Genomic DNA, 24,072 nt, shown 5'->3' with positions numbered 1-24,072 from the left:
TGAATTTTCGCTTGGCGTCCGTTTGCTTTATAAGGAGATGGATAATGGTATTTACAGCAAAAAGCCCTAAAATTAATATCGATGAAGTTCGTAGTTTGTCTAAACTAGAAGGACAAGTACTTGCGAACAAACTCCAACGTGATCAAGAGCTTGAAGCAATTATTCGTGGGGAAGACCAACGTATTTTGTTGGTAATCGGTCCTTGTTCATCTGACAATGAAGAAGCAGTTCTCGAATATGCTAAGCGTTTGGCAAAACTTCAGGAAGAAGTCAAAGACCGTGTCTTTATGGTCATGCGTGTCTATACTGCTAAACCACGTACTAATGGTGACGGCTATAAGGGCTTGATTCACCAACCAAATGCCAAAGAAGCACCTAGCCTCATCAATGGGATCAAGGCAGTTCGTCATTTGCACTACCGTGTTATTTCTGAATCAGGAATGACAACAGCTGATGAGATGTTGTACCCAGAGAACCTTCCCTTGGTAGATGATTTGATTTCTTATATGGCAGTTGGGGCTCGTTCAGTCGAAGATCAACAACACCGTTTTGTAGCTAGTGGAGCAGATTTTGCGACAGGTTTTAAAAATCCAACCTCTGGAAATCTCAATGTCATGTTCAACGGTATTTATGCAGCTCAAAACAAGCAAAGTTTCCTTTTCCTAGGGAAAGAAGTCGAAACTACTGGAAATCCTCTATCGCATGCTATTCTCCGTGGAGCTCTTAACGAGTACGGGAAAAACATTCCTAACTACTACTACGATAATTTGATGGATACTATTGCTCAGTATGAAAAGATGGGACTTGAAAATCCATTCATCATTATTGATACCAACCATGATAACTCAGGTAAACAGTATATGGAGCAGATTCGTATCGTTCGTCAAACTTTGATTAACCGTGATTGGAATGAAAAGATTAAAAAATATGTTCGTGGTTTCATGATTGAGTCTTATCTAGAAGACGGTCGCCAAAACGAACCGGAGGTATTTGGCAAATCTATCACGGATCCATGTCTAGGATGGGAAAATACGGAAGCTCTTGTTCGCGAAATCTACCAAAGACTAGGAGAATAATATGGCATTTATCGAGAAAGGTCAAGAAATCGATATTGAAGCGATTAAGGCGGAAACACGGCTATCTGCAGAAACCTTGCAACATAAGGAAAATCGTGATCAAGAATTAGCAGATATCCTTTCAGGTAAGGATGATCGTATCCTTTTGGTCATTGGGCCTTGTTCGTCTGATAATGAAGAAGCAGTCCTTGAGTATGCTCGCCGTTTGGCAGACTTGCAGAAAAAAGTGGCAGATAAGATTTTCATGGTTATGCGTGTTTACACGGCCAAACCACGTACCAATGGAGATGGATATAAGGGTTTGGTTCATCAGCCAGATACTTCTAAAGCTCCAAGCTTGATCAATGGTTTACAAGCTGTTCGTCAGCTTCATTATCGGGTAATTACAGAAACTGGATTGACTACAGCAGATGAAATGCTTTATCCAGCCAATCTCGTCTTGGTTGATGACTTGGTGAGTTATCATGCAGTGGGTGCGCGTTCAGTAGAAGATCAAGAACACCGTTTTGTAGCTTCAGGAATCGATGCACCAGTGGGAATGAAGAACCCAACATCTGGAAACCTATCTGTGATGTTTAATGCCATCTATGCTGCACAAAACAAACAAACCTTTCTCTTTCATGGTCAAGAAGTTGAAACTTCAGGAAATCCTTTGGCTCACGTCATCCTTCGTGGAGCTATGAATGAATACGGGAAAAATGAACCTAACTTCTACTATGAAACCCTCTTAAATGCCATTGGTCGTTACGAGTCTATGGGGCTCGAAAATCCCTTTATCATGATTGATACCAACCATGATAATTCAGGGAAACAATATATGGAGCAAGTTCGAATTGTTCGCCAAACTCTTCTCAACCGTGCCTGGAATGAAAAGATTAAGAAGACAATTCGAGGCTTCATGATCGAGTCTTACTTAGCAGATGGGCGCCAAAATCAGCCAGAAATCTTTGGCCGTTCCATTACAGACCCATGTTTGGGCTGGGAAAACACAGTAGCTTTAGTAGAAGAAATCTATTCTACCTTAACAAAATAAGTGAAAAGGATGGAGTTGGGGGAATCTCAACTCCTTTTGATGAAAATGATAGTTGGACACGGAATCGATATTGAAGAATTAGCTTCTATACAAAATGCAGTTGAAAAAAGAGAAGGCTTTGCGCAGCGTGTCTTGACAGACAAGGAAATGGAGCGCTTTGCTAGTCTCAAAGGTCGCAGACAGGTCGAGTATTTGGCTGGTCGTTGGTCAGCTAAAGAGGCTTTCTCAAAGGCTATGGGAACGGGAATTGGGAAGTTAGGCTTTCAGGATTTGGAAGTCTTGAACAATGAGAAGGGAGCTCCCTACTTCAGCAAATCCCCATTTTCAGGAAATGTTTGGTTATCGATTAGCCATACAGAACAGTTTGTGACAGCTAGTGTTATTTTGGAGGAAAATCATGAAAACTAGTCCACATAGACCAACCAAGGCCCTTATTAATCTAGAAGCAATCCGCTACAATATCCAACAGATGGGAGCACATATTCCTAAAGACACCCTCAAATGGGCGGTTGTGAAAGCCAATGCTTATGGACATGGAGCGATAGCTGTTGCAAGAGCTATCCAGGATGATGTAGATGGCTTTTGTGTGTCAAATATTGATGAAGCCATCGAACTCCGTCAGGCAGGTATCGCTAAGAAAATTCTTATTTTGGGAGTATCTGAAGTTGAATCTTTTTCATTGGCTAAGGATTTTGATATTACCTTGACAGTGGCAGGATTGGAATGGATTGAGAATCTCCTTGCTGCTGAGTCAGACTTAGCTGGTTTAACCGTTCACCTTAAGATCGACTCAGGCATGGGACGAATTGGTTTTAGAAGTGCCAGTGAGGCCGAACAAGCCCAAACTTTACTCAAGGGACATGGTGCTTCTGTCGAGGGAATCTTTACCCACTTTGCAACTGCAGATGAAGAGTCAGACAGCTACTTTAATCAACAGTTGGAATGTTTCAAGGAAATAATCGCAGGCTTGCAAGAAGTACCAGAATTGGTTCATGCGAGTAACTCTGCGACTACTCTATGGCATGCGGAAACGATTTTTAATGCAGTTCGTATGGGAGATTCTATGTATGGTCTCAATCCAAGCGGACAAGTTTTGGAGTTGCCTTATGAACTAAAACCAGCTTTGACCTTAGAAACTGCTATTATTCATGTCAAAACAGTTCCAGCTGGGGCTTGTATGGGCTACGGAGCGACTTATCAGGCAGACAGTGAGCAAGTCATTGCTACTTTGCCAATCGGTTATGCGGATGGTTGGACACGAGATATGCAGAATTTCTTAGTTCTGGTTGATGGACAATTGTGCCCTATTGTAGGGCGAGTATCTATGGACCAAATCACGGTTCGCTTGCCTAAGATTTACCCATTGGGTACCAAGGTAACTTTGATTGGCTCAGACGGTGATAAAGAAATTACTGCAACAGATGTAGCAGTCTACCGAGGAACGATTAATTATGAGGTAGTTTGTCTCCTCAGTGATCGAGTTCCGAGAGAATATCATTAAGAAACAGAAGGAAAGGAGAGGAGCATGAATTTACATCAACCCTTGCATGTCTTGCCTGGCGTGGGACCAAAATCTGCAGAGAAATATACCAAACTAGGAATTGAAAACCTGCAAGACCTCTTGCTTTACTTTCCTTTCCGTTATGAAGATTTTAAGACCAAGCAGGTGCTAGAGTTAGAAGATGGTGAGAAGGCGGTCCTATCTGGTCAGGTAGTGACGCCAGCTAGTGTTCAGTATTATGGTTTTAAGCGTAATCGCCTACGTTTTAGCCTCAAGCAGGGAGAGGTTGTGTTTGCGGTTAATTTCTTTAATCAACCCTATCTTGCTGACAAGATTGAGCTAGGAGCAACCTTGGCTGTCTTTGGCAAGTGGGATCGTGCTAAGGCTAGTCTCACAGGAATGAAGGTTTTAGCCCAAGTAGAGGATGACCTCCAGCCTGTCTATCGCCTAGCGCAAGGCGTCAGTCAAGCAGGACTTGTTAAAGTCATCAAGACAGCCTTTGATCAAGGACTGGACCTCTTGATAGAAGAAAACATCCCCCAGTCCTTGCTAGATAAATACAAACTCATGCCCCGTAGTCAGGCTGTTCGTGCCATGCACTTCCCTAAAGATTTGGCAGAATACAAACAGGCTCTCCGTCGAATCAAATTTGAGGAACTCTTTTATTTCCAAATGCAATTACAGACCCTCAAGTCTGAAAATAAGGTTCATGGAAGTGGTCTGGTCTTGAACTGGTCTCAGAAAACATTAACTGCAGTTAAAGAGAAATTGCCTTTTGCCTTGACCCAAGCCCAAGAAAAGAGCCTGCAAGAAATTCTAACAGATATGAAGTCGGACCATCACATGAATCGACTCTTACAAGGGGATGTAGGAAGTGGGAAGACAGTGGTTGCAGGTCTTGCTATGTATGCAGCTGTAACGGCAGAGTATCAGGCTGCCCTCATGGTTCCAACAGAAATTCTTGCAGAGCAGCATTTTGAAAGTCTAGAGAGTCTCTTTCCTGATTTGAAATTAGCTCTCCTGACAGGTTCATTGAAAGCTGCAGAAAAACGCAAGGTCTTGGAAACCATTGCCAAAGGGGAAGCCGATGTGATTATCGGAACCCATGCTCTTATACAAGACGGCGTGGACTATGCTCGACTCGGCTTGATTATCATCGATGAGCAACACCGCTTTGGTGTAGGGCAAAGGCGTATTTTACGGGAAAAAGGTGAAAATCCAGATGTCCTCATGATGACGGCAACTCCCATACCTCGGACCTTAGCCATCACTGCCTTTGGGGACATGGATGTCTCTATTATTGACCAGATGCCAGCAGGGCGTAAACCCATCGTAACTCGCTGGATCAAGCATGAGCAATTATCACAGGTCTTGACTTGGTTGGAGGGTGAGATTCAGAAAGGCTCCCAAGTCTATGTTATCTCTCCTTTGATTGAAGAATCTGAAGCTTTGGATCTTAAAAATGCTATTGCTCTGTCAGAAGAGTTAACAACTCATTTTGAAGGAAAAGCAAAAGTTGCTCTCTTACATGGGAAGATGAAGAGTGATGAAAAAGACCAGATTATGCAGGATTTCAAAGAGAGAAAGACAGATATCCTGGTCTCTACAACAGTTATCGAAGTTGGGGTAAATGTGCCAAATGCGACAGTCATGATTATCATGGATTCTGACCGTTTCGGACTTAGTCAGCTCCATCAGCTCAGAGGTCGTGTCGGTCGTGGAGACAAGCAGTCCTATGCAGTTCTAGTGGCCAATCCAAAAACTGACTCTGGGAAAGACCGCATGCGTATCATGACAGAAACGACCAATGGTTTTGTCCTTGCAGAAGAAGATTTGAAAATGCGAGGTTCTGGTGAAATTTTTGGAACTAAACAGTCAGGTCTACCAGAGTTCCATGTGGCTGATATCATCGAAGACTTCCCAATCCTTGAGGAAGCTAGAAAGGTAGCTAGCTATATCAGCTCCCTCCCAAATTGGCGAGAGGATCCAGAGTGGCACATGATTGCCTTAAATCTAGAGAAGAAAGAATATCTGGATTAAGCTTTTTCTAAGATAATGTTAAGTTTGCTTTTAGGGTGAGTATCTATACTAGAGTCATCCAAAAGAAACGAGGACTCTCTCATGACTATTAAAGTAAATTACCAAAAGACATTTCAAAAGGAAACTCAACCTTCTCCTAAATACTAAGAAAAGAGCGAAATCGCTCTTTTTTATTTTTTAAAACTACTTTCAGAGGGATTCTTGCTGGGGTTGGACATTAAATCCACTTTCCGTTTCCCTTTCTTTCTTGCATTGCTTCCTCATATGTGCTACAGTTATGATAACGGTTACAAAATAAAGGAGTGTTCTATGAGAAATCCAGCATTAGTAGAAGAAATGAAAACATATAAAGGAAGAGATGAAGTACCTCAAGATTTTGATGCTTTTTGGGATGGTGAGATTGACAAGGTTTCGGTCTTGCCAGATTACCAACTAGAGGAACGTGATTTTCATATTCCAAATGTTAATTGCTATGAGTTAACCTTTAAAGGTACACGTGATGGCCTTGTCTATGCGCGTGTGGTCTTACCAAAATCAGAAGAGAAAGTACCAGTTATTTTCCACTTCCATGGCTATATGGGACGTTGTTGGGATTGGACAGATATGCTAGCTTTTACCGTCGCTGGTTATGGGGTTGTATCGATGGATGTTCGTGGGCAATCTGGTTACTCACAAGATGGCTTGCGTTCGCCTCTCGGAAATACAGTTAAGGGGCAAATCATCCGTGGTGCAGTAGAAGGAAAAGAGCAACTCTTCTATAAGGATGTTTATCTTGATATTTATCAATTGATTGAGATTGTAGCTAGCTTCCCTCAAATAGATGAGGAACAGTTGGCTAGTTATGGAGCTTCTCAAGGTGGAGCCTTGGCTTTAGTGGCTGCTGGTCTCAATCCACGTATCAAGCGAACAGTTGCCATCTATCCATTCTTGTCAGACTTTAGACGAGTGCTAGAAATTGGCAATACCAGCGAAGCTTATGATGAGCTTTTTCGTTACTTTAAGTTTCATGATCCTTTCCATGAGACAGAAGAACAGATCATGGAGACACTTGGCTATATCGATGTGAAAAACCTTGCCCATCGCATTAAAGGTGAGGTGAGAATGATTACAGGGCTTGATGATGATGTCTGCTATCCAATCACCCAGTTCGCTATTTACAATCGTTTGACTTGTGAAAAGAGCTATCGTCTCATGCCAGAATATGCTCACGAGGCTATGAATGTCCATGTCAATGACAAGGTTTACAACTGGTTGTGTGGTAGTGAGATTCCCTTTACCTATGTAGGTCATTAAAAAAATGAAAAAGGGCCCTGCTAAAACAGGGCTTTCTTTTTGGGAGATTAAAGAAAGTAGTTTCAAAAAGTTTGAAACATAGAAATATATCTGAAAGTAAATTCTATTATAGTTTATTAAGGCTATTATTTAGAATATTTATTATATAATAAATGTAGTATCAATTTGAAAGGAGTAAAATTGTTGCTTGCTTTAGGATATAAAGTATAAAAATGCAACAGAAATTCAGATGAAAAGAATGGGAAAAACCCATCAACAATACAGTTTCTTTCTTGCTCAAAGTCCTAGGGGCTAAAATTTTTAAGCAAAAAAGAAAGCGCTTTATTTTTGTGAAAAATGGAAGGAAATATATGACACAGAGAGATTTTGAACGGAAACAACGTTTTGGAATTAGAAAGTTTACAGTAGGAGCTGCATCAGTAGTCATTGGGGCAGTTGTTTTTGGTGCGTCACCAGTTTTAGCTCAAGAAGCTCCAGCAACCAGTGGTGAAACAGCTGGACAAGCTTTGCCAGAATTGCCAAAAGAAGTAGAATCAGGAAATCTGGCTAACATAGATAAGGAACTTGCTGATAAGTTGGCAGGAGCGACAGATAAAGGAACTGAGGTAAACCGTGAGGAGCTGCAAGCAAATCCAGGTTCTGAAAACCCAACAGAAACTGAAACTCCAGCAGCTGAAACTGATAAGACAGAAGAAACTGAGAAACAAGAAGCTATCGCTCGTGATTATTACTCAAGAGAATTGGAAAATGTCAACACTGTCGTAGAAAAAAATGACGTTACAACCAATGCTGAAAATAATCAGCGAGATGATCTTACAAGTGACTTAGAGAAACTAAAGAAACTTCAAGATGCAACAGTGCATATGGAGTTCAAACCAGATGCATCGGCACCACGTTTTTACAATCTTTTCTCTGTATCAAGTGATACCAAGGAAAATGAGTACTTCACCATGTCAGTCTTTGATAATACAGCCCTTATCGAAGGCCGTGATGCAAATGGTGCGCAATTCTATGATAAATACACCGATGCGCCATTAAAGGTTCGCTCAGATCAGTGGAATTCAGTTACCTTTACTGTGGAAAAACCAACAACTGAAGTCCCTACTGGAAGAGTTCGTCTATATGTAAATGGTGTCTTGTCTAGAACAAGTCTAAAATCTGGGAAATTCATCAAAGATATGCCAGATGTTAACCACGTTCAAATCGGAGCAACCAAACGAGGAAGTAAGACAGTTTGGGGCTCAAATCTACAAGTTCGTAATCTAACGGTCTACGACCGTGCCTTAACACAAGATGAAGTTCGAACACGAAGTCAATTATTTGAAAGAGGAGACTTGAAGCAAGAACTTCCAGAAGGGGCTGAAATTTCTAAAAAAACAGATGTCTTTACAGCGGGTACAAATGGGCAGTCAAATCCAGATGGTATTAATAGCTATCGTATTCCAGCCCTCCTTAAGACTGACAAAGGAACTTTGATTGCTGGTGCTGACGAACGCCGCTTACACCACTATGACTGGGGTGATATTGGTATGGTCGTTAAACGAAGTGAAGACAAGGGCCAAACATGGGGTGATCGCATCACTCTTACGAATCTACGTGACAATCCAAAAGCCAAGGATCCAAACATTGGTTCACCAGTAAACATCGATATGGTTCTGGTCCAAGATACGGAAACTAAACGAATCTTCTCGGTTTACGATATGTTCCCAGAAGGTAAAGGAATCTTCGGAATGTCTTCTGAAAGAGAAGTTGCCTATAAGGAAATTGATGGAAAAACGTATCAAATTCTATACCGTGAAGGAGAAAATGGAGCCTATACGATTCGTGAAAATGGTGTTGTCTACACACCAGATGGTCAGGCAACGGATTACCGTGTTGTTGTAAATCCTGTCAAACCTGCTTATAGTGATAAAGGCGATCTTTATCAAGGTGAGCAGCTACTAGGAAATATCTACTTTACAAGTAATAAAACTTCTCCATTTAGAATTGCTAAAGACAGCTACCTATGGATGTCTTACAGTGATGATGATGGTAAGACTTGGTCTGCGCCACAAGATATTACTCCAATGGTCAAAGCTGATTGGATGAAATTCTTAGGTGTAGGACCTGGAGTGGGAATTACCCTCCAGAATGGACCTCATAAAGGTCGGATTGTTGTCCCTGTCTATACGACAAACAGAACCAACCACCTCGACGGTTCTCAATCATCTCGTATCATCTATTCAGATGACCATGGGAAGACTTGGCATATGGGTGGCGGTGTCAATGACAATCGTACACTTTATGATGGCACAGTAATTGATTCAAGCAACATGAAAAATTACTACGCTCAAAATACAGAAGCTTCTGTTGTTCAGTTGAACAATGGTCAGTTAAAACTCTTTATGCGTGGTTTGACTGGTGATTTGCAAGTTGCGACAAGTAATGATGGTGGTATTACATGGGACAACTATGTAGCACGCTATGATGTACCCGATGTTTATGTTCAAATGGCGGCGACTCATACGGTTCAAGATGGTAAAGAGTATATCCTTTTAGCAAATGCTAATGGACCAGGTCGTAAGAATGGCTACATTCGAGTGGCTCGCGTAGAAGAAGATGGCGAGTTGACTTGGTTGCACCATCATTTGATTCAAGAAGGTGAGTACGCTTATAACTCACTTCAACAAATTGGACCAAAAGAATTTGGTCTCTTGTATGAACATCATGAAGCTGGTGGCAATCCTTATACTCTATCCTTCAAGAAATTCAACTGGGATTATCTAACTAAAGAGAGACTTGCTTCTAAAGAAGTGAAAGTTACATCGGCTATGGAAAAATGGCCAGGCATTATTGCTATGGAATTTGATTCAGAAGTCTTGGTAAATCAAGCTCCAACTCTCAAACTAGCTAATGGTAAGACTGCAACCTTCATGACTCAGTATGATACTAAGACTCTCCTATTTACAATAGCTCCTGAAGATATCGGTCAAAAAGTTAAAGCTATTGAAGCGGGTGCAATTGAAAGTATGCATAACTTGCCAGTATCTGTGGTAGGTACTAAACTTACGAATGGTTTTAACGGTGACGAACCGGCAATCCATGAAGTCCCAGAATTCGAAGGTGGTGTCAATGGTGACGAAGCAGCTGTAGCAGAACTTCCTGAGTACACTGAACCTATTGGAACAGTAGGTGACGAAGCAGCACCAACAGTGGAAGTCCCAGAATTCGAAGGTGGTGTCAATGGTGACGAAGCAACTGTAACAGAACTTCCTGAGTACACAGAATCTATTGGAACAGTAGGTGACGAAGCAGCACCAACAGTAGAAGTCCCTGAGTTTAAAGGTGACGTAAATGGTGAAGCATCATCTGAATCTGAGCTTCCTGAACACTCTGTTCCTAGCGCAACAGTAGGTGATGAGGCAGCACCAACAGTAGAAGTCCCAGAATTCGAAGGTGGTGTCAATGCAGTCGAAGCTGCAGTTCATGAGCTTCCAGAATTCACAGGCGGAGTAAACGCGGTTGAAGCGCTCAAGAATGAGTTTCCAGAATTCACAGGCGGAGTAAACGCAGTTGAAGCGCTCAAGAATGAGCTTCCAGAATTCACAGGCGGAGTAAACGCAGTTGAAGCGCTCAAAAATGAGCTTCCAGAATTCACAGGTGGAGTAAATGCCGTTCAAGCCCTTAAGCATGAACTTCCAGAATTCACAGGCGGAGTAAATGCAGTCGAAGCAGCCAAAAACGAACTTCCGGAATATAAGGTTGAAGAAAAACCGCTTGTCACTTTAGTAGCACAACAAGACAAGACATATCAAGCTCCAGCAGCTCAACCACCACAACCAACTCTCCCTGCAACAGGAAGTGAGGTTTCAACTCCTCTAGTATCTGTGGGAATGGTTGGAATGCTTCTCGGCTTGTTTGGAATGACTAAGAAAAAAGAAGATTAATGGCAACATTGAATCTAAAAAGTCTCTATAAAAAAGGTTTAGACTTATATTAGAAGGGTCTGTAACGTTCATTCGTTACAGGCTCTTTATTTGTAGAAAGCTAAGATTCTAGTGGGAATAAGCGGATGGAAGGCGATTCAAACTCGGGTATTTCTCCCCTGAAACTACTTTCAGGAGATTCTGTTTCCTAAAATTGTTTTGAAACTTCAATCTATTCTAGTGCAAGTTATTGAAAGCGCTTCAAAAATGATATATAATAGGTTCATAAGAAAAAAGAAAAGGAGGAAAGTGGATGCCACAGATCAGTAAAGAAGCTTTGATTGAGCAGATTAAAGATGGAATCATCGTTTCTTGTCAAGCACTTCCTCACGAACCGCTTTATACAGAAGCGGGAGGTGTAATGCCCTTGCTAGTCAAAGCGGCTGAGCAAGGTGGAGCAGTCGGTATCCGAGCAAATAGTGTTCGAGATATTAAGGAAATCAAAGAGGTCACAAATCTTCCGATTATCGGAATTATCAAACGTGATTATCCACCACAGGAACCATTCATCACAGCTACTATGAAAGAAGTTGATGAACTAGCAGCTCTAGATATTGAGGTAATCGCTCTAGATTGTACCAAGAGAGAACGCCATGATGGCCTAGAGATTCAAGAATTTATCCGTCAAATCAAAGAAAAATATCCAAACCAACTCTTGATGGCTGACACAAGTACCTTTGAAGAAGGACTAACAGCAGTTGAGGCGGGAATCGACTTTGTCGGAACAACCTTGTCAGGCTACACATCTTATAGTCCAAAAGTGGATGGTCCAGATTTTGAACTTATTAAAAAACTCTGTGATGCAGGTGTAGACGTCATCGCAGAAGGAAAAATTCATACACCAGAACAGGCTAAGCAAATCCTAGGTTACGGAGTGCGAGGCATCGTAGTTGGTGGCGCTATTACTAGACCAAAAGAGATCACGGAACGATTTGTTGCAGGTCTCAAATAAGACAATTAAAACACGAGGAGAGTGGTTGATTAGTAAAACAAAATGTAAACGTATACAAAGTTGTCAATACTCATTATCCGTTTCGGATACGCTTATCATCATTTAGGAGAATACTAATGAAATTTAGAAAACTAGCTTGTACAGTACTTGCGGGTGCTGCTGTTCTATCTCTTGCTGCTTGTGGCAAATCAGACGCTAAAAAAGACGCTGCAAGTGATGCAGGAAAAACTGAAATCACTTGGTGGGCTTTCCCAGTCTTCACTCAAGAAAAATCTGGTGACGGTGTAGGAACTTATGAAAAATCTATCATCGAAGCTTTCGAAAAAGCAAACCCAGATATCAAAGTTAAACTAGAAACAATCGACTTCAAATCTGGTCCAGAAAAAATCACGACAGCTATTGAAGCTGGAACTGCTCCAGATGTACTTTTCGATGCACCAGGTCGTATCATTAATTACGGTAAAAATGGTAAATTGGCTGAGTTGAATGACCTCTTTACAGATGAATTTGTAAAAGATGTTAACAACGAAAACATCATTCAAGCAAGTAAAGCTGGTGATAAAGCTTACATGTATCCAATCAGTTCTGCACCATTCTACATGGCTATGAACAAGAAAATGTTGGAAGATGCTGGTGTAGCTAACCTTGTTAAAGAAGGTTGGACAACAGATGATTTTGAAAAAGTCTTGAAAGCACTTAAAGATAAAGGATACACTCCAGGTTCATTGTTCAGTTCTGGTCAAGGGGGAGACCAAGGAACACGTGCCTTCATCTCTAACCTTTACGGCGGTTCTGTAACAGACAAAGAAGTTACTAAATACACAACTGACGATCCTAAGTTCGTCAAAGGTCTTGAAAAAGCAACTAGCTGGATTAAAGATGGTTTGTTGAACAACGGTTCACAATTTGACGGTGGAGCAGACATCCAAAACTTTGCAAACGGTCAAACATCATACACAATCCTTTGGGCACCAGCTCAAAACGGTATCCAAGCTAAATTGTTGGAAGCAAGTAAAGTTGAAGTGGTAGAAGTTCCATTCCCATCTGATTCAGGCAAACCAGCTCTTGAGTACCTTGTAAACGGATTTGCAGTATTTAACAACAAAGATGAAAAGAAAGTTGCTGCTGCTAAGAAATTCATCCAATTCATCGCTGATGATAAAGAGTGGGGTCCTAAAGACGTAGTTCGTACAGGTGCCTTCCCAGTTCGTACTTCATTTGGAAAACTTTATGATGATAAACGTATGGAAACTATCAGTGGTTGGACTAAATACTACTCTCCATACTACAACACAATCGACGGATTTGCTGAAATGAGAACTCTATGGTTCCCAATGTTGCAAGCAGTATCTAATGGTGACCAAGAACCTGCTGCAGCTTTGAAGACATTCACTGAAAAAGCGAATGAAACAATCAAAAAAGCAGCTAAACAATAAGCCCTAAATAAAAAGTAAAATCCCCCCTTTTCCCTGTGCACATTTGTGTACGAAAAGGGGGAGTTTTGTTTAAAAAGTGTAAGGAACTGACAGGTCAAAATTAAAATGAAGTTCTTACATAGGCTTTTCTTGGAAAAAATTTCATTTTGATTTTACATCAATGTCAGACAACAATTAAAAAAACAAAAACTATTTGAAAGTGAGGTGCCGACTGTGAAAGTCAATAAAATTCGCATGAGAGAAACAATTGTTTCTTATGCTTTCTTAGCACCAGTATTAATATTCTTTACCGTCTTTGTCCTTGCTCCAATGATCATGGGATTCATCACTAGTTTCTTTAACTACTCGATGACTAGCTTTGAATTTGTGGGACTTGACAACTACATCCGCATGTTTAAAGACCCTGTCTTTACTAAATCTTTGATTAATACCGTAATCTTAGTTATCGGATCTGTACCAGTCGTTGTACTCTTTTCACTATTTGTGGCATCACAAACTTACCAACAAAATGCAGTTGCTAGATCCTTCTATCGTTTCGTATTCTTCCTTCCTGTTGTAACAGGTAGTGTTGCCGTAACGGTTGTATGGAAATGGATTTATGATCCTCTATCAGGTATTTTGAATTTCGTGCTTAAGTCAAGCCATATCATTAGCCAAAACATTTCTTGGTTGGGTGATAAAAACTGGGCTTTGATGGCGATTATGATTATTCTTTTGACAACATCAGTTGGTCAACCAATCATCCTTTACATCGCTGCAATGGGTAATATTGATAACTCTCTTGTTGAAGCGGCGCGTGTCGACGGAGCAACTGAGTTACAAGTTTTCTGGAAGATTAAATGGCCAAGCCTCCTTCCAACAACTCTTTATATCGCAATCATTACAACAATCAACTCATTCCAGTGTTTCGCTTTGATTCAGCTTTTGACTTCTGGTGGTCCAAACTACTCAACAAGTACACTTATGTACTACCTATACGAGAAAGCCTTCCAATTGACTGAGTATGGTTATGCCAATACTATTGGTGTATTCTTGGCAGTTATGATCGCTATCGTCAGCTTTGTTCAATTTAAAGTACTTGGAAACGACGTAGAATATTAATAGAAAGGAGACAGCTATGCAATCTACACAAAAGAAACCTTTAACAGCTTTCACTGTTATTTCAACCATCTTCTTGCTTTTATTGACTGTACTCTTTATCTTTCCATTCTACTGGATTTTGACAGGTGCATTCAAATCACAACCAGATACCATTATGATTCCACCACAATGGTTCCCTAAAGCTCCAACAATGGAGAACTTCCAACAATTGATGGTGCAAAACCCAGCCTTACAATGGATGTGGAACTCAGTCTTCATTTCATTGGTTACTATGTTCTTGGTTTGTGCAACTTCATCCCTAGCAGGTTATGTATTGGCTAAGAAACGTTTCTACGGTCAACGTATCCTGTTTGCTATCTTTATCGCTGCCATGGCTCTTCCAAAACAAGTTGTCCTTGTACCATTGGTACGTATCGTCAACTTCATGGGAATCCATGACACTCTTTGGGCGGTTATCTTGCCTTTGATCGGATGGCCATTTGGGGTCTTCCTCATGAAACAGTTCAGTGAAAACATTCCAACAGAATTGCTCGAATCAGCTAAGATTGATGGATGTGGTGAGATTCGTACTTTCTGGAGCGTAGCCTTCCCTATTGTGAAACCAGGATTTGCAGCTCTTGCAATCTTTACCTTCATCAATACATGGAATGACTACTTTATGCAGTTGGTTATGTTGACATCTCGTAACAACTTGACCATCTCACTCGGGGTTGCGACTATGCAGGCTGAGATGGCAACCAACTATGGTTTAATTATGGCAGGGGCTGCTCTTGCGGCTGTGCCAATTGTAACAGTCTTCCTTGTCTTCCAAAAATCCTTCACTCAAGGGATTACTATGGGAGCCGTTAAAGGTTAATACTCTGCGAAAATTGAATTCAAACCACATCAGCGACTCCTTGCCGTACTCAAGTACAGCCTGCGGATTGCTTCCTAGTTTACTCTTCAATTTTAATTGAGAATAGGAAAATCTATTTATTGAAAATGATATAGTATTATAAGTGTCTACAAAATGGAGAGGAGTTGGTTACTTCATGAAGTTTTGTTAGACACTTATAAACTTGATTTTTGACTTTTTAGATATTATGTAGAATAGTTATTTCCCATTTTAGTGGTATCCAAGATAAGAATGTTGTACTTATCTTGGACGGAATTTTTGAGAGTAAAATAGTTCGGGGAACTATTTTAGCCTGAGCCTAGAAATGAATGAGCGAGGAGCTCAAAAATTAGGACTTTCTTTTCATGGTTTTCTAAAATCATCCACTGGATAATTTTACCTTCCGTCCGCACTATTTAAGGGAAATTATAAAAAGATAAATCAAATTGGCAATAAGCATCAGAAGCGAAGGAAATTACTATGATTTTTGATGATTTAAAAAACATTAGCTTTTACAAGGGAATTCACCCAAATCTGGACAAGGCTATTGATTATCTCTATGAGCATCGTAAAGAAACTTTTGAATTGGGTAAATACGACATTGATGGAGATAAGGTCTTCTTAGTTGTGCAGGAAAATGTTCTCAACAAAGAAGAAAATGATCGCTTTGAACATCATAAAAACTATGCAGACTTACATTTGTTAGTTGAAGGACATGAGTATTCTAGCTATGGTTCTCGTATCAAAGATGAGGCTGTAGCCTTTGATGAAGCTAGCGATATTGGCTTTGTTCATTGTCACGAACAATACCCACTCTTGTTGGGATATCACAATTTTGCAGTTTTCTTCCCAGGAGAACCTCATCAGCCTAACGGTTATGCAGGTAAGGAAGATAAAGTTCGCAAATATTTATTTAAAATTTTAATCGATTAGTCAGTTAGGAGGAGAAACAATGGCACATAAAGGATCTGGATTGATAAAAGCAGCATTCGATACGGATAACTTTCTGATGCGTTTTTGCGAGAAAGTTTTAGATATCGTGACGGTTAACCTACTCTTTGTTGTGTCTTGTTTGCCTATTGTGACTATTGGAGTAGCTAAAATCAGTCTCTATCAGACAATCTTTGAAGTGAAGCGCAGCCGTCGTATTCCTGTTTTCAAAATCTATATTAGAGCCTTCAAGCAAAATTTGAAATTAGGTTTTCAGTTAGGTTTGCTGGAATTAGGAATCTTTTTGATTAGCGTGGTTGACTTATCACTATTTTGGAGTCAAACTGGTGTTGCCTTTCAGCTCATTAAAGCTATTTGTTTGGGAATTCTGATATTTTTAACACTAGTTATGTTGGCTAGCTATCCAATTGCTGCACGCTATCAATTAACTTGGAAAGAAGTGCTCCAAAAGGGATTACTTTTGGTAAGTTTTAACTTCGTATGGTTCTTCTTGATGCTTGCGATTATTTTGTTAATCATTATGCTTCTCTATCTATCAGGCTTTACTCTAGTGCTTGGTGGTTCAGCATTTCTACTCTTTGGCTTTGGTCTTCTTGCCTTTTGCCAAGCTGGATTAATGGAAAAATTGTTTGCTAAATATCAAGCAGATTGAAAATGATATGAAACTACTTTCAAACATGAAAAGCTATGGAAGATGAATAGAAATTAAAATCTAAGTGGCTAAGATGTATTGAAAGCGCTTTTTACAAGGTGTATACTAAAATAGTAAAAAATCATCTGCTCAAAGCAGAAAAAAGAAATCTTAGGAGAAATCTATGTCAGATTTAAAAAAATATGAAGGTGTCATTCCTGCCTTCTACGCATGTTATGATGATGCGGGTGAAGTTAGCCCAGAACGTACTCGTGCCTTGGTACAATACTTTATTGATAAAGGTGTTCAAGGGCTTTATGTCAACGGTTCTTCAGGTGAATGTATCTACCAAAGCGTAGAAGACCGCAAATTGATCTTGGAAGAAGTCATGGCAGTTGCTAAAGGCAAGTTGACTATCATTGCTCACGTGGCTTGCAACAATACTAAAGACAGTATCGAACTTGCTCGTCATGCAGAAAGCTTGGGAGTAGATGCTATTGCAACAATCCCACCAATTTACTTCCGCTTACCTGAATACTCAGTTGCAAAATACTGGAACGACATCAGTGCTGCTGCACCAAATACAGACTATGTCATCTATAACATTCCTCAATTGGCGGGTGTTGCATTGACTCCAAGTCTTTACACAGAAATGTTGAAGAACCCACGTGTTATCGGTGTTAAAAACTCTTCAATGCCAGTTCAAGATATTCAAACATTCGTTAGCCTTGGTGGCGAAGATCATATCGTCTTTAATGGTCCAGATGAACAATTCCTCGGTGGACGTCTCATGGGTGCAAAAGCTGGTATCGGTGGTACTTATGGTGCTATGCCAGAACTCTTCTTGAAACTCAACCAATTGATTGCAGATAAAGACCTAGAAACAGCGCGTGAATTGCAATATGCTATCAACGCTATCATCGGTAAATTAACTGCAGCTCATGGTAATATGTACTGTGTGATTAAAGAAGTCTTGAAAATCAATGAAGGGCTTAATATCGGATCAGTTCGTTCTCCACTTACACCAGTGACCGAAGAAGATCGTCCAGTTGTAGAAGCAGCTGCTCAATTGATTCGTGAAACTAAGGAGCGTTTCCTCTAATCAACAGGAGGTTTTATGACTAATTACGTTGCAATTGATATTGGTGGAACTAATATCAAATATGGTTTAATTGATCAGGATGGACAACTTGTAGAGTCTAACGAAGTAGCGACTGAGGCGCACAAGGGTGGTCCACACATCTTACAGAAAACAAAAGATATCGTAGCTTGCTATCTAGAAAAAGGACCAGTGTCAGGTGTAGCCATTTCCTCAGCGGGAATGGTTGATCCTGATAAGGGTGAGATTTTCTATGCTGGTCCACAGATTCCAAATTATGCTGGAACCCAATTTAAAAAGGAAATTGAAGAAAGCTTTAACATTCCTTGTGAAATTGAAAATGATGTTAACTGTGCAGGCCTTGCTGAAGCTGTCTCTGGTTCGGGAAAGGGTGCAAGTATTACCCTTTGTTTGACAATTGGAACAGGTATCGGTGGTTGCTTAATCATTGATGGCCAAGTTTTTCATGGCTGTAGTAATTCTGCCTGTGAAGTTGGTTATCTGCACATGCAGGATGGAGCCTTCCAGGATTTAGCGTCTACGACAGCTCTTGTTAAGTATGTAGCAGACGCACATGGAGATGAAGTGGAACAGTGGAACGGTCGCAGAATTTTCAAAGAAGCTACCGAAGGCAATAAACTCTGTATGGAGGGGATTGACCGTATGGTGGATTACCTTGGCAAGGGTCTCGCAAATATTTGTTATGTTGCCAATCCAGAAGTTGTCATCCTTGGTGGTGGTATCATGGGGCAAGAAGCAATTTTGAAACCAAAAATCCGTAAGGCTTTGAAAGATTCGCTTGTTCCAAGCTTGGCAGACAAGACTCGACTTGAATTTGCTCACCATCAGAATACTGCTGGCATGCTCGGTGCATATTATCATTTTAGAACCAAACAGTCCTAAATTGGCTTTGCCAATTTAGGTTTTTTTGGCAGGAAAAAAGTTAGGTAAAATTTTAATAAAACTTTGGAAACCCTTGCATTTCTTGAAATAATATAGTATATTTATTATGCTGAGAAATCTCGAAAAAGCGGTTGTAAAATCAAGTCATTTTTTTATTCAGAAAAAATGTAAGCGATTTCTAAAATGAATCTAAACAGAAGATAAGAGTGGGAGGAAGAAGAGTTTTAAAGTAGGCACTGAGAAATAAAATTGTCGCCAGCAGAAACTGGGCTCTTGCAGTAGCTGACTGCTTTTGTTCATTAGGAGAATTTGATGAAACAGTATTTTTTTGAAAGAAGTCGTATATTCAGTATTCGTAAACTAACGGTTGGTGTAGCCTCTGTGGCAGTTGGACTGGCTTTTTTTGCATCTGGAAATGTTGCCGCTAACGAAGTTGTGTTAGAGCCAAAACTGGAAGTAGAAGGTCAAGCAAAAGAAGTAATCGATGTCGATAAAGAAAAAGCGGAAGCAGTTAAGAAAACTAAAGAAGTAGTGAGTCCTGTTAAAGAAGAAGTTGCTAAACAAGCAGCTCCTGCTTCAGAAAAAGTAACAGAAGAAACTAAAACTACTGAAGAGGCTGGAGATTTACTTCCAGCAGAAATTCCTGACCGTGCTTATCCTGATACACCAGTGAAGAAACTTGACACTTCAGCCATTGTATCAGAAAAAGATAGCCCTAAAGTTGAAACTAAAAGTATTTTAAAAGCTGAAGAAGCAAGTACAACTGAAGGCGAAAAAGAAAATAGAGCTATTATCAATGGTGGCCAAGACCTTAAGCATATCAATTATGAGGGGCAACCAGCTACATCGGCTACCATGATTTACACAATCTACAGTTCACCTCTAGCAGACGGTGGAACTCAGCGTTACCTCAATTCAGGTTCAGGTATCTTTGTGGCTCCAAATATCATGCTGACAGTCGCTCACAATTTCTTGAAGAAGGATGCTGAAACCAATGCTGGTAATATCTTAGGGGGTGATACTGCTAAGTTCTACTACAATGTTGGTTCTAATACTCCAAAAGAAAGATCATTGCCAACCTCAGGAAAAACTGTTTTGTTCCAAGAAAAGGATATTCATTTCTGGAATAAAGAAAAGTTTGGTGAAGGGTACAAAAATGACCTAGCCTTGGTTGTGGCTCCAGTTCCAGTACAGATTGCAAGTCCAAATAAGGCTGCAACCTTTACTCCGTTAGCAGAGCATCGGGAATACAAAGCAGGAGAACCTGTTAGTACGATTGGTTATCCTACAGATTCAAGCTCACCAGAATTGAAGGAACCAATTGTACCTGGTCAATTGTATAAGGCAGACGGTGTCGTTAGAGATACTGAAAAGTATGATGATAAGGGAACAGTAGGTGTTACCTATCGTTTGACTTCTGTATCAGGTCTTTCTGGTGGCGGTATCATCAACGGTGATGGTAAGGTCATTGGGATCCACCAACGTGGTACTGTTGATAATGCGAACATTGCTGAAAAAGACCGCTTCGGTGGAGGTCTAGTCTTGTCTCCAGAACAATTAGCATGGGCTAAAGGCATCATTGATAAATACGGTGTTAAAGGCTGGTATCAAGGCGATAACGGTAGCCGTTATTATTTCACTCCAGAGGGAGAAATGTTAAGAAATAAGACAGCAGTTATCGGTGAAAACAAATATTCATTCGATGAAAGTGGTGTAGCAACTCTCCTTGAAGGCGTTGACTATGGTCGTGTAGTTATCGAGCATGTGGACCAAAATGATAACCCAGTCAAAGAAAACGATACCTTTGTAGATAAGGCAGAAGTTGGTACTCAATTCAACTATAACTACAAAACAGAAATTGAAAAGACTGACTTCTTCAAGAAGAATAAAGAAAAATATGAGATTGTATCGATTGATGGCAAAGTTGTCAATAAACAATTGAAAGACGCTTGGGATGAGGATTATAGCGTTGTGAGCAAGGCTCCTGCAGGAACTCGTGTTATCAAGGTTGTTTATAAGGTCAATAAAGGTTCCTTTGACATTCATTATCGTTTGAAAGGTACCGACCAAGAATTGGCGACTGCAACTGTGGATAATAACGAAGGTAAGGAATACGATGTTTCCTTTGTTCATAGATTCCAAGCTAAAGAAATTGCAGGTTATCGTGCAGTAAATGCAAGTCAAGAAGCAACTATCCAACATAAAGGGGTGAATGAAGTTATTTTTGAATACGAAAAGATTGAAGATCCAAAACCAGCAACTCCTGTAACTCCAGTGGTTGATCCAAAAGATGAAGAAACAGAAATTGCTGCTTACGGTCCACTTCCAAGCAAGGCTCAATTGGACTACCACAAGGAAGAATTGGCTGCCTTCATCCACTATGGTATGAACACCTACACCAACTCTGAGTGGGGGAACGGTAGAGAAAATCCTCAGTACTTCAATCCAACAAATCTTGATACAGATCAGTGGATTAAGACTTTGAAGGATGCTGGATTCAAACGAACAATCATGGTTGTAAAACATCATGACGGATTTGTGATTTATCCATCTAAATATACAGACCATACGGTGGCTGCAAGTCCATGGAAAGATGGTAAGGGAGACCTTCTCGAAGAGATCTCTAAATCAGCGACTAAGTATGACATGAATATGGGTGTTTACTTATCACCATGGGATGCCAACCATCCTAAATATCATGTTGCAACTGAGAAAGAGTACAACGAATACTACCTCAACCAACTCAAGGAAATCCTTGGCAATCCTAAATACGGAAACAAAGGTAAATTTATCGAAGTTTGGATGGACGGTGCGCGTGGTAGCGGAGCTCAAAAAGTAACTTATACCTTTGATGAGTGGTTCAAGTACATCAAGGAAGCTGAAGGAAACATCGCTATCTTCTCTGCTCAACCAACAAGTGTCCGTTGGATCGGTAATGAACGTGGTATCGCCGGAGATCCAGTTTGGCATAAGGTCAAGAAAGCTAAAATCACTGATGATGTGAAGAATGAGTATCTCAACCATGGAGATCCAGAAGGAGATATGTACTCAGTTGGTGAAGCAGACGTTTCTATCCGCTCAGGTTGGTTCTACCATGACAATCAACAGCCAAAATCAATCAAAGATTTGATGGATATCTACTTCAAGTCTGTTGGTCGTGGAACGCCACTTCTCCTCAATATTCCACCTAATAAAGAAGGTAAATTCGCAGATGCAGACGTCGCTCGCTTGAAAGAATTCCGAGCAACCTTGGATCAAATGTATGCAACTGACTTCGCTAAGGGTGCAACTGTAACTGCAAGCTCTACTCGTAAGAATCACTTGTATCAAGCAAGTCATTTGACAGATGGTAAGGATGATACGAGCTGGGCACTAGCAAATGATGCTAAGACAGGTGAATTTACTGTCGATCTTGGACAAAAGAGACGTTTTGATGTAGTCGAACTCAAAGAAGATATCGCTAAGGGTCAACGTATCTCTGGCTTCAAGGTTGAAGTTGAACTCAATGGTCGTTGGGTTCCATATGGTGAGGGGTCAACTGTTGGTTATCGTCGTCTTATCCAAGGTCAACCAGTAGAGGCACAAAAGATTCGTGTAACCATTACTGGTGCACAAGCGACTCCAATTTTGACAAACTTCTCTGTTTATAAGACACCAAGCAGTATCGAGAAGACAGATGGTTACCCTCTAGGACTAGACTACCATTCAAATACAACTGCTGATAAAGAGAATACAACTTGGTATGATGAATCTGAAGGCGTCCGCGGAACATCTATGTGGACTAACCAAAAAGATGCTAGCGTAACCTACCGCTTCACTGGAACAAAAGCATATGTAGTGTCTACAGTTGATCCAAACCACGGTGAAATGTCCGTTTACGTGGATGGTCAAAAGGTTGCAGATGTCCAAACCAAAAATGCAGCTCGCAAGCGTAGTCAGATGGTCTATGAAACAGATGACTTGGCTCCAGGTGAACATACTATCAAGCTTGTCAATAAGACTGGCGAGCCTATTGCAACGGAAGGTATCTACACGCTCAACAATGCTGGTAAAGGTATGTTTGAGATGAAAGAAACGACCTATGAAGTTCAAAAAGGTCAACCGGTTACTGTAACCATTAAACGTGTTGGTGGTAGCAAAGGAACAGCAACAGTCCATGTCGTGACTGAACCAGGAACAGGGGTTCATGGTAAAGTGTACAAGGACACGACTGCTGACCTGACTTTCCAAGACGGTGAAACTGAGAAAACAATCACGATTCCAACGATCGACTTTACAGAGCAAGCTGATTCAATCTTTGACTTCAAAGTGAAAATGACTAGCGTTTCTGACAATGCCCTTCTTGGTTTTGCTTCAGAAGCTACTATTCGAGTGATGAAGGCAGAATTGCTCCTAAAAGACCAGACAAGCTATGACGATCAGGCAACTCAGCTTGACTATAGTCCAGGTTGGAACCATGAAACGAACTCAGCTGATAAATACCAAAATACAGAATCATGGGCGTCATTTGGACGTTTGACAGAAGAGCAGAAGAAAAATGCCAGCGTAACAGCCTACTTCTACGGAACAGGTCTTGAGATCAAAGGATATGTGGATCCAGGACATGGTATCTACAAGGTGACGTTAGACGGTAGAAAAGTCGAGTATCAAGATGGCCTAGGTAATGCTTCTGAGTACAACGGTAAGAAGTACTTCAGTGGTACAGCTGCTACACGTCAAGGTGGTCAGACTCTTGTTCGTTTGACTGGACTCGAAGAAGGTTGGCATGCTGTAACCTTGCAATTGGATCCAAAACGTAATGATACTACGAGAAATATTGGTATCCAAGTTGACCAGTTCATCACTCATGGTGAAGGTAGTGCTCTTTATACCAAAGCAGAGTTAATCCAAGCCATGAAGAACTGGAAGGATGAGTTGGTTAAGTTTGACCAGACAAGCTTGAAGAATACTCCAGAGGCACGTCAAGCCTTCAAGTCAAACTTGGATAAATTCTCCGAGCAACTTTCAGCAAGTGATGCCAATGCACAAGAAGTTCTGAAGACAGTAGCCGCTTTGCAAACGATCCTTGATAAGGAAGAAAATTATGGCACAGATGATACGCCAACACCAGAACAGCCAGAAGAACCAAACTATGACAAGGCTATGGCAAGTCTGACCGAAGCAATTGAAAGAAAAACAGCTGAACTCGGTGATGACAAGGAAGCTAAGAAGAAGCTA

16 protein-coding genes are annotated in these 24,072 nt (G+C 40.7%); all 16 read left to right on the top strand.

Going from position 1 to position 24,072, the window contains the following annotated elements; genetic code table 11:
• Window positions 1-44 precede the first annotated feature (44 nt).
• Window positions 45-1,076, top strand: coding sequence for a 3-deoxy-7-phosphoheptulonate synthase (locus tag ACESNQ_RS04325; protein WP_373075281.1), 1,032 nt, complete (start codon window positions 45-47; stop codon window positions 1,074-1,076).
• A 1-nt stretch (window position 1,077) separates the two neighbouring features.
• Window positions 1,078-2,109, top strand: coding sequence for a 3-deoxy-7-phosphoheptulonate synthase (locus tag ACESNQ_RS04320; protein ID WP_373075279.1), 1,032 nt, complete (start codon window positions 1,078-1,080; stop codon window positions 2,107-2,109).
• Between the two features lie 45 nt (window positions 2,110-2,154).
• Window positions 2,155-2,517 (top strand): holo-ACP synthase, encoded by a 363-nt coding sequence (gene acpS, locus ACESNQ_RS04315; protein ID WP_247913247.1) that lies wholly within the window; start codon window positions 2,155-2,157, stop codon window positions 2,515-2,517.
• Window positions 2,507-3,610 carry an alanine racemase gene (alr, locus tag ACESNQ_RS04310; protein WP_373075277.1) on the top strand — a complete coding sequence of 368 codons (1,104 nt, stop codon included), beginning with the start codon at window positions 2,507-2,509 and terminating at the stop codon, window positions 3,608-3,610. The genes acpS and alr overlap by 11 nt, the downstream gene beginning before the upstream one ends.
• A 24-nt stretch (window positions 3,611-3,634) precedes the next feature.
• Window positions 3,635-5,650, top strand: a complete 2,016-nt coding sequence (gene recG, locus ACESNQ_RS04305; protein ID WP_373075275.1) for an ATP-dependent DNA helicase RecG — start codon at window positions 3,635-3,637, stop codon at window positions 5,648-5,650.
• A gap of 309 nt (window positions 5,651-5,959) precedes the next feature.
• Window positions 5,960-6,943: an acetylxylan esterase gene (locus ACESNQ_RS04300; RefSeq protein WP_373075273.1), complete on the top strand. Its 984-nt coding sequence runs from the start codon at window positions 5,960-5,962 to the stop codon at window positions 6,941-6,943.
• A gap of 350 nt (window positions 6,944-7,293) precedes the next feature.
• Window positions 7,294-10,869: an SIALI-17 repeat-containing surface protein gene (locus ACESNQ_RS04295; protein WP_373075271.1), complete on the top strand. Its 3,576-nt coding sequence runs from the start codon at window positions 7,294-7,296 to the stop codon at window positions 10,867-10,869.
• Window positions 10,870-11,161: 292 nt separating this feature from the next.
• Window positions 11,162-11,860 (top strand): N-acetylmannosamine-6-phosphate 2-epimerase, encoded by a 699-nt coding sequence (locus tag ACESNQ_RS04290; protein WP_006152943.1) that lies wholly within the window; start codon window positions 11,162-11,164, stop codon window positions 11,858-11,860.
• Between the two features lie 116 nt (window positions 11,861-11,976).
• A complete protein-coding gene (locus tag ACESNQ_RS04285; protein ID WP_373075268.1) occupies window positions 11,977-13,296 on the top strand; it encodes an ABC transporter substrate-binding protein in 1,320 nt (439 codons plus the stop codon).
• 234 nt (window positions 13,297-13,530) lie between these two features.
• Window positions 13,531-14,397: a carbohydrate ABC transporter permease gene (locus ACESNQ_RS04280; protein WP_053092415.1), complete on the top strand. Its 867-nt coding sequence runs from the start codon at window positions 13,531-13,533 to the stop codon at window positions 14,395-14,397.
• 16 nt (window positions 14,398-14,413) lie between these two features.
• Window positions 14,414-15,253: a carbohydrate ABC transporter permease gene (locus ACESNQ_RS04275; RefSeq protein WP_004250812.1), complete on the top strand. Its 840-nt coding sequence runs from the start codon at window positions 14,414-14,416 to the stop codon at window positions 15,251-15,253.
• 498 nt (window positions 15,254-15,751) lie between these two features.
• Window positions 15,752-16,204, top strand: coding sequence for a NanQ anomerase/TabA/YiaL family protein (locus ACESNQ_RS04270; protein ID WP_373075266.1), 453 nt, complete (start codon window positions 15,752-15,754; stop codon window positions 16,202-16,204).
• Window positions 16,205-16,223: 19 nt separating this feature from the next.
• Window positions 16,224-16,874, top strand: a complete 651-nt coding sequence (locus ACESNQ_RS04265) for a YesL family protein (protein WP_281137475.1) — start codon at window positions 16,224-16,226, stop codon at window positions 16,872-16,874.
• 163 nt (window positions 16,875-17,037) lie between these two features.
• Window positions 17,038-17,955 carry a dihydrodipicolinate synthase family protein gene (locus tag ACESNQ_RS04260; protein ID WP_178894574.1) on the top strand — a complete coding sequence of 306 codons (918 nt, stop codon included), beginning with the start codon at window positions 17,038-17,040 and terminating at the stop codon, window positions 17,953-17,955.
• A 15-nt stretch (window positions 17,956-17,970) separates the two neighbouring features.
• Window positions 17,971-18,855 (top strand): ROK family protein, encoded by an 885-nt coding sequence (locus tag ACESNQ_RS04255; protein ID WP_373075263.1) that lies wholly within the window; start codon window positions 17,971-17,973, stop codon window positions 18,853-18,855.
• A 312-nt stretch (window positions 18,856-19,167) separates the two neighbouring features.
• The coding region (locus ACESNQ_RS04250) for an alpha-L-fucosidase (protein WP_373075261.1) at window positions 19,168-24,072 on the top strand (4,905 nt) is incomplete at its 3' end.

The organism is Streptococcus infantis, assembly GCF_964243025.1.
GTDB lineage: Bacteria > Bacillota > Bacilli > Lactobacillales > Streptococcaceae > Streptococcus > Streptococcus infantis_N.
Note: the sequence above shows the minus strand (reverse complement) of the source record. Positions and strands in the feature narration are given on the sequence as shown.

Bases quoted from the DNA above. Each gene is read 5' to 3' on its own strand.
- ACESNQ_RS04325 (WP_373075281.1), top strand. From the start codon at position 45: ATGGTATTTACAGCAAAAAGCCCTAAAATTAATATCGATGAAGTTCGT.
- ACESNQ_RS04320 (WP_373075279.1), top strand. From the start codon at position 1,078: ATGGCATTTATCGAGAAAGGTCAAGAAATCGATATTGAAGCGATTAAG.
- acpS (WP_247913247.1), top strand. From the start codon at position 2,155: ATGATAGTTGGACACGGAATCGATATTGAAGAATTAGCTTCTATACAA.
- alr (WP_373075277.1), top strand. From the start codon at position 2,507: ATGAAAACTAGTCCACATAGACCAACCAAGGCCCTTATTAATCTAGAA.
- recG (WP_373075275.1), top strand. From the start codon at position 3,635: ATGAATTTACATCAACCCTTGCATGTCTTGCCTGGCGTGGGACCAAAA.
- ACESNQ_RS04300 (WP_373075273.1), top strand. From the start codon at position 5,960: ATGAGAAATCCAGCATTAGTAGAAGAAATGAAAACATATAAAGGAAGA.
- ACESNQ_RS04295 (WP_373075271.1), top strand. From the start codon at position 7,294: ATGACACAGAGAGATTTTGAACGGAAACAACGTTTTGGAATTAGAAAG.
- ACESNQ_RS04290 (WP_006152943.1), top strand. From the start codon at position 11,162: ATGCCACAGATCAGTAAAGAAGCTTTGATTGAGCAGATTAAAGATGGA.
- ACESNQ_RS04285 (WP_373075268.1), top strand. From the start codon at position 11,977: ATGAAATTTAGAAAACTAGCTTGTACAGTACTTGCGGGTGCTGCTGTT.
- ACESNQ_RS04280 (WP_053092415.1), top strand. From the start codon at position 13,531: ATGAGAGAAACAATTGTTTCTTATGCTTTCTTAGCACCAGTATTAATA.
- ACESNQ_RS04275 (WP_004250812.1), top strand. From the start codon at position 14,414: ATGCAATCTACACAAAAGAAACCTTTAACAGCTTTCACTGTTATTTCA.
- ACESNQ_RS04270 (WP_373075266.1), top strand. From the start codon at position 15,752: ATGATTTTTGATGATTTAAAAAACATTAGCTTTTACAAGGGAATTCAC.
- ACESNQ_RS04265 (WP_281137475.1), top strand. From the start codon at position 16,224: ATGGCACATAAAGGATCTGGATTGATAAAAGCAGCATTCGATACGGAT.
- ACESNQ_RS04260 (WP_178894574.1), top strand. From the start codon at position 17,038: ATGTCAGATTTAAAAAAATATGAAGGTGTCATTCCTGCCTTCTACGCA.
- ACESNQ_RS04255 (WP_373075263.1), top strand. From the start codon at position 17,971: ATGACTAATTACGTTGCAATTGATATTGGTGGAACTAATATCAAATAT.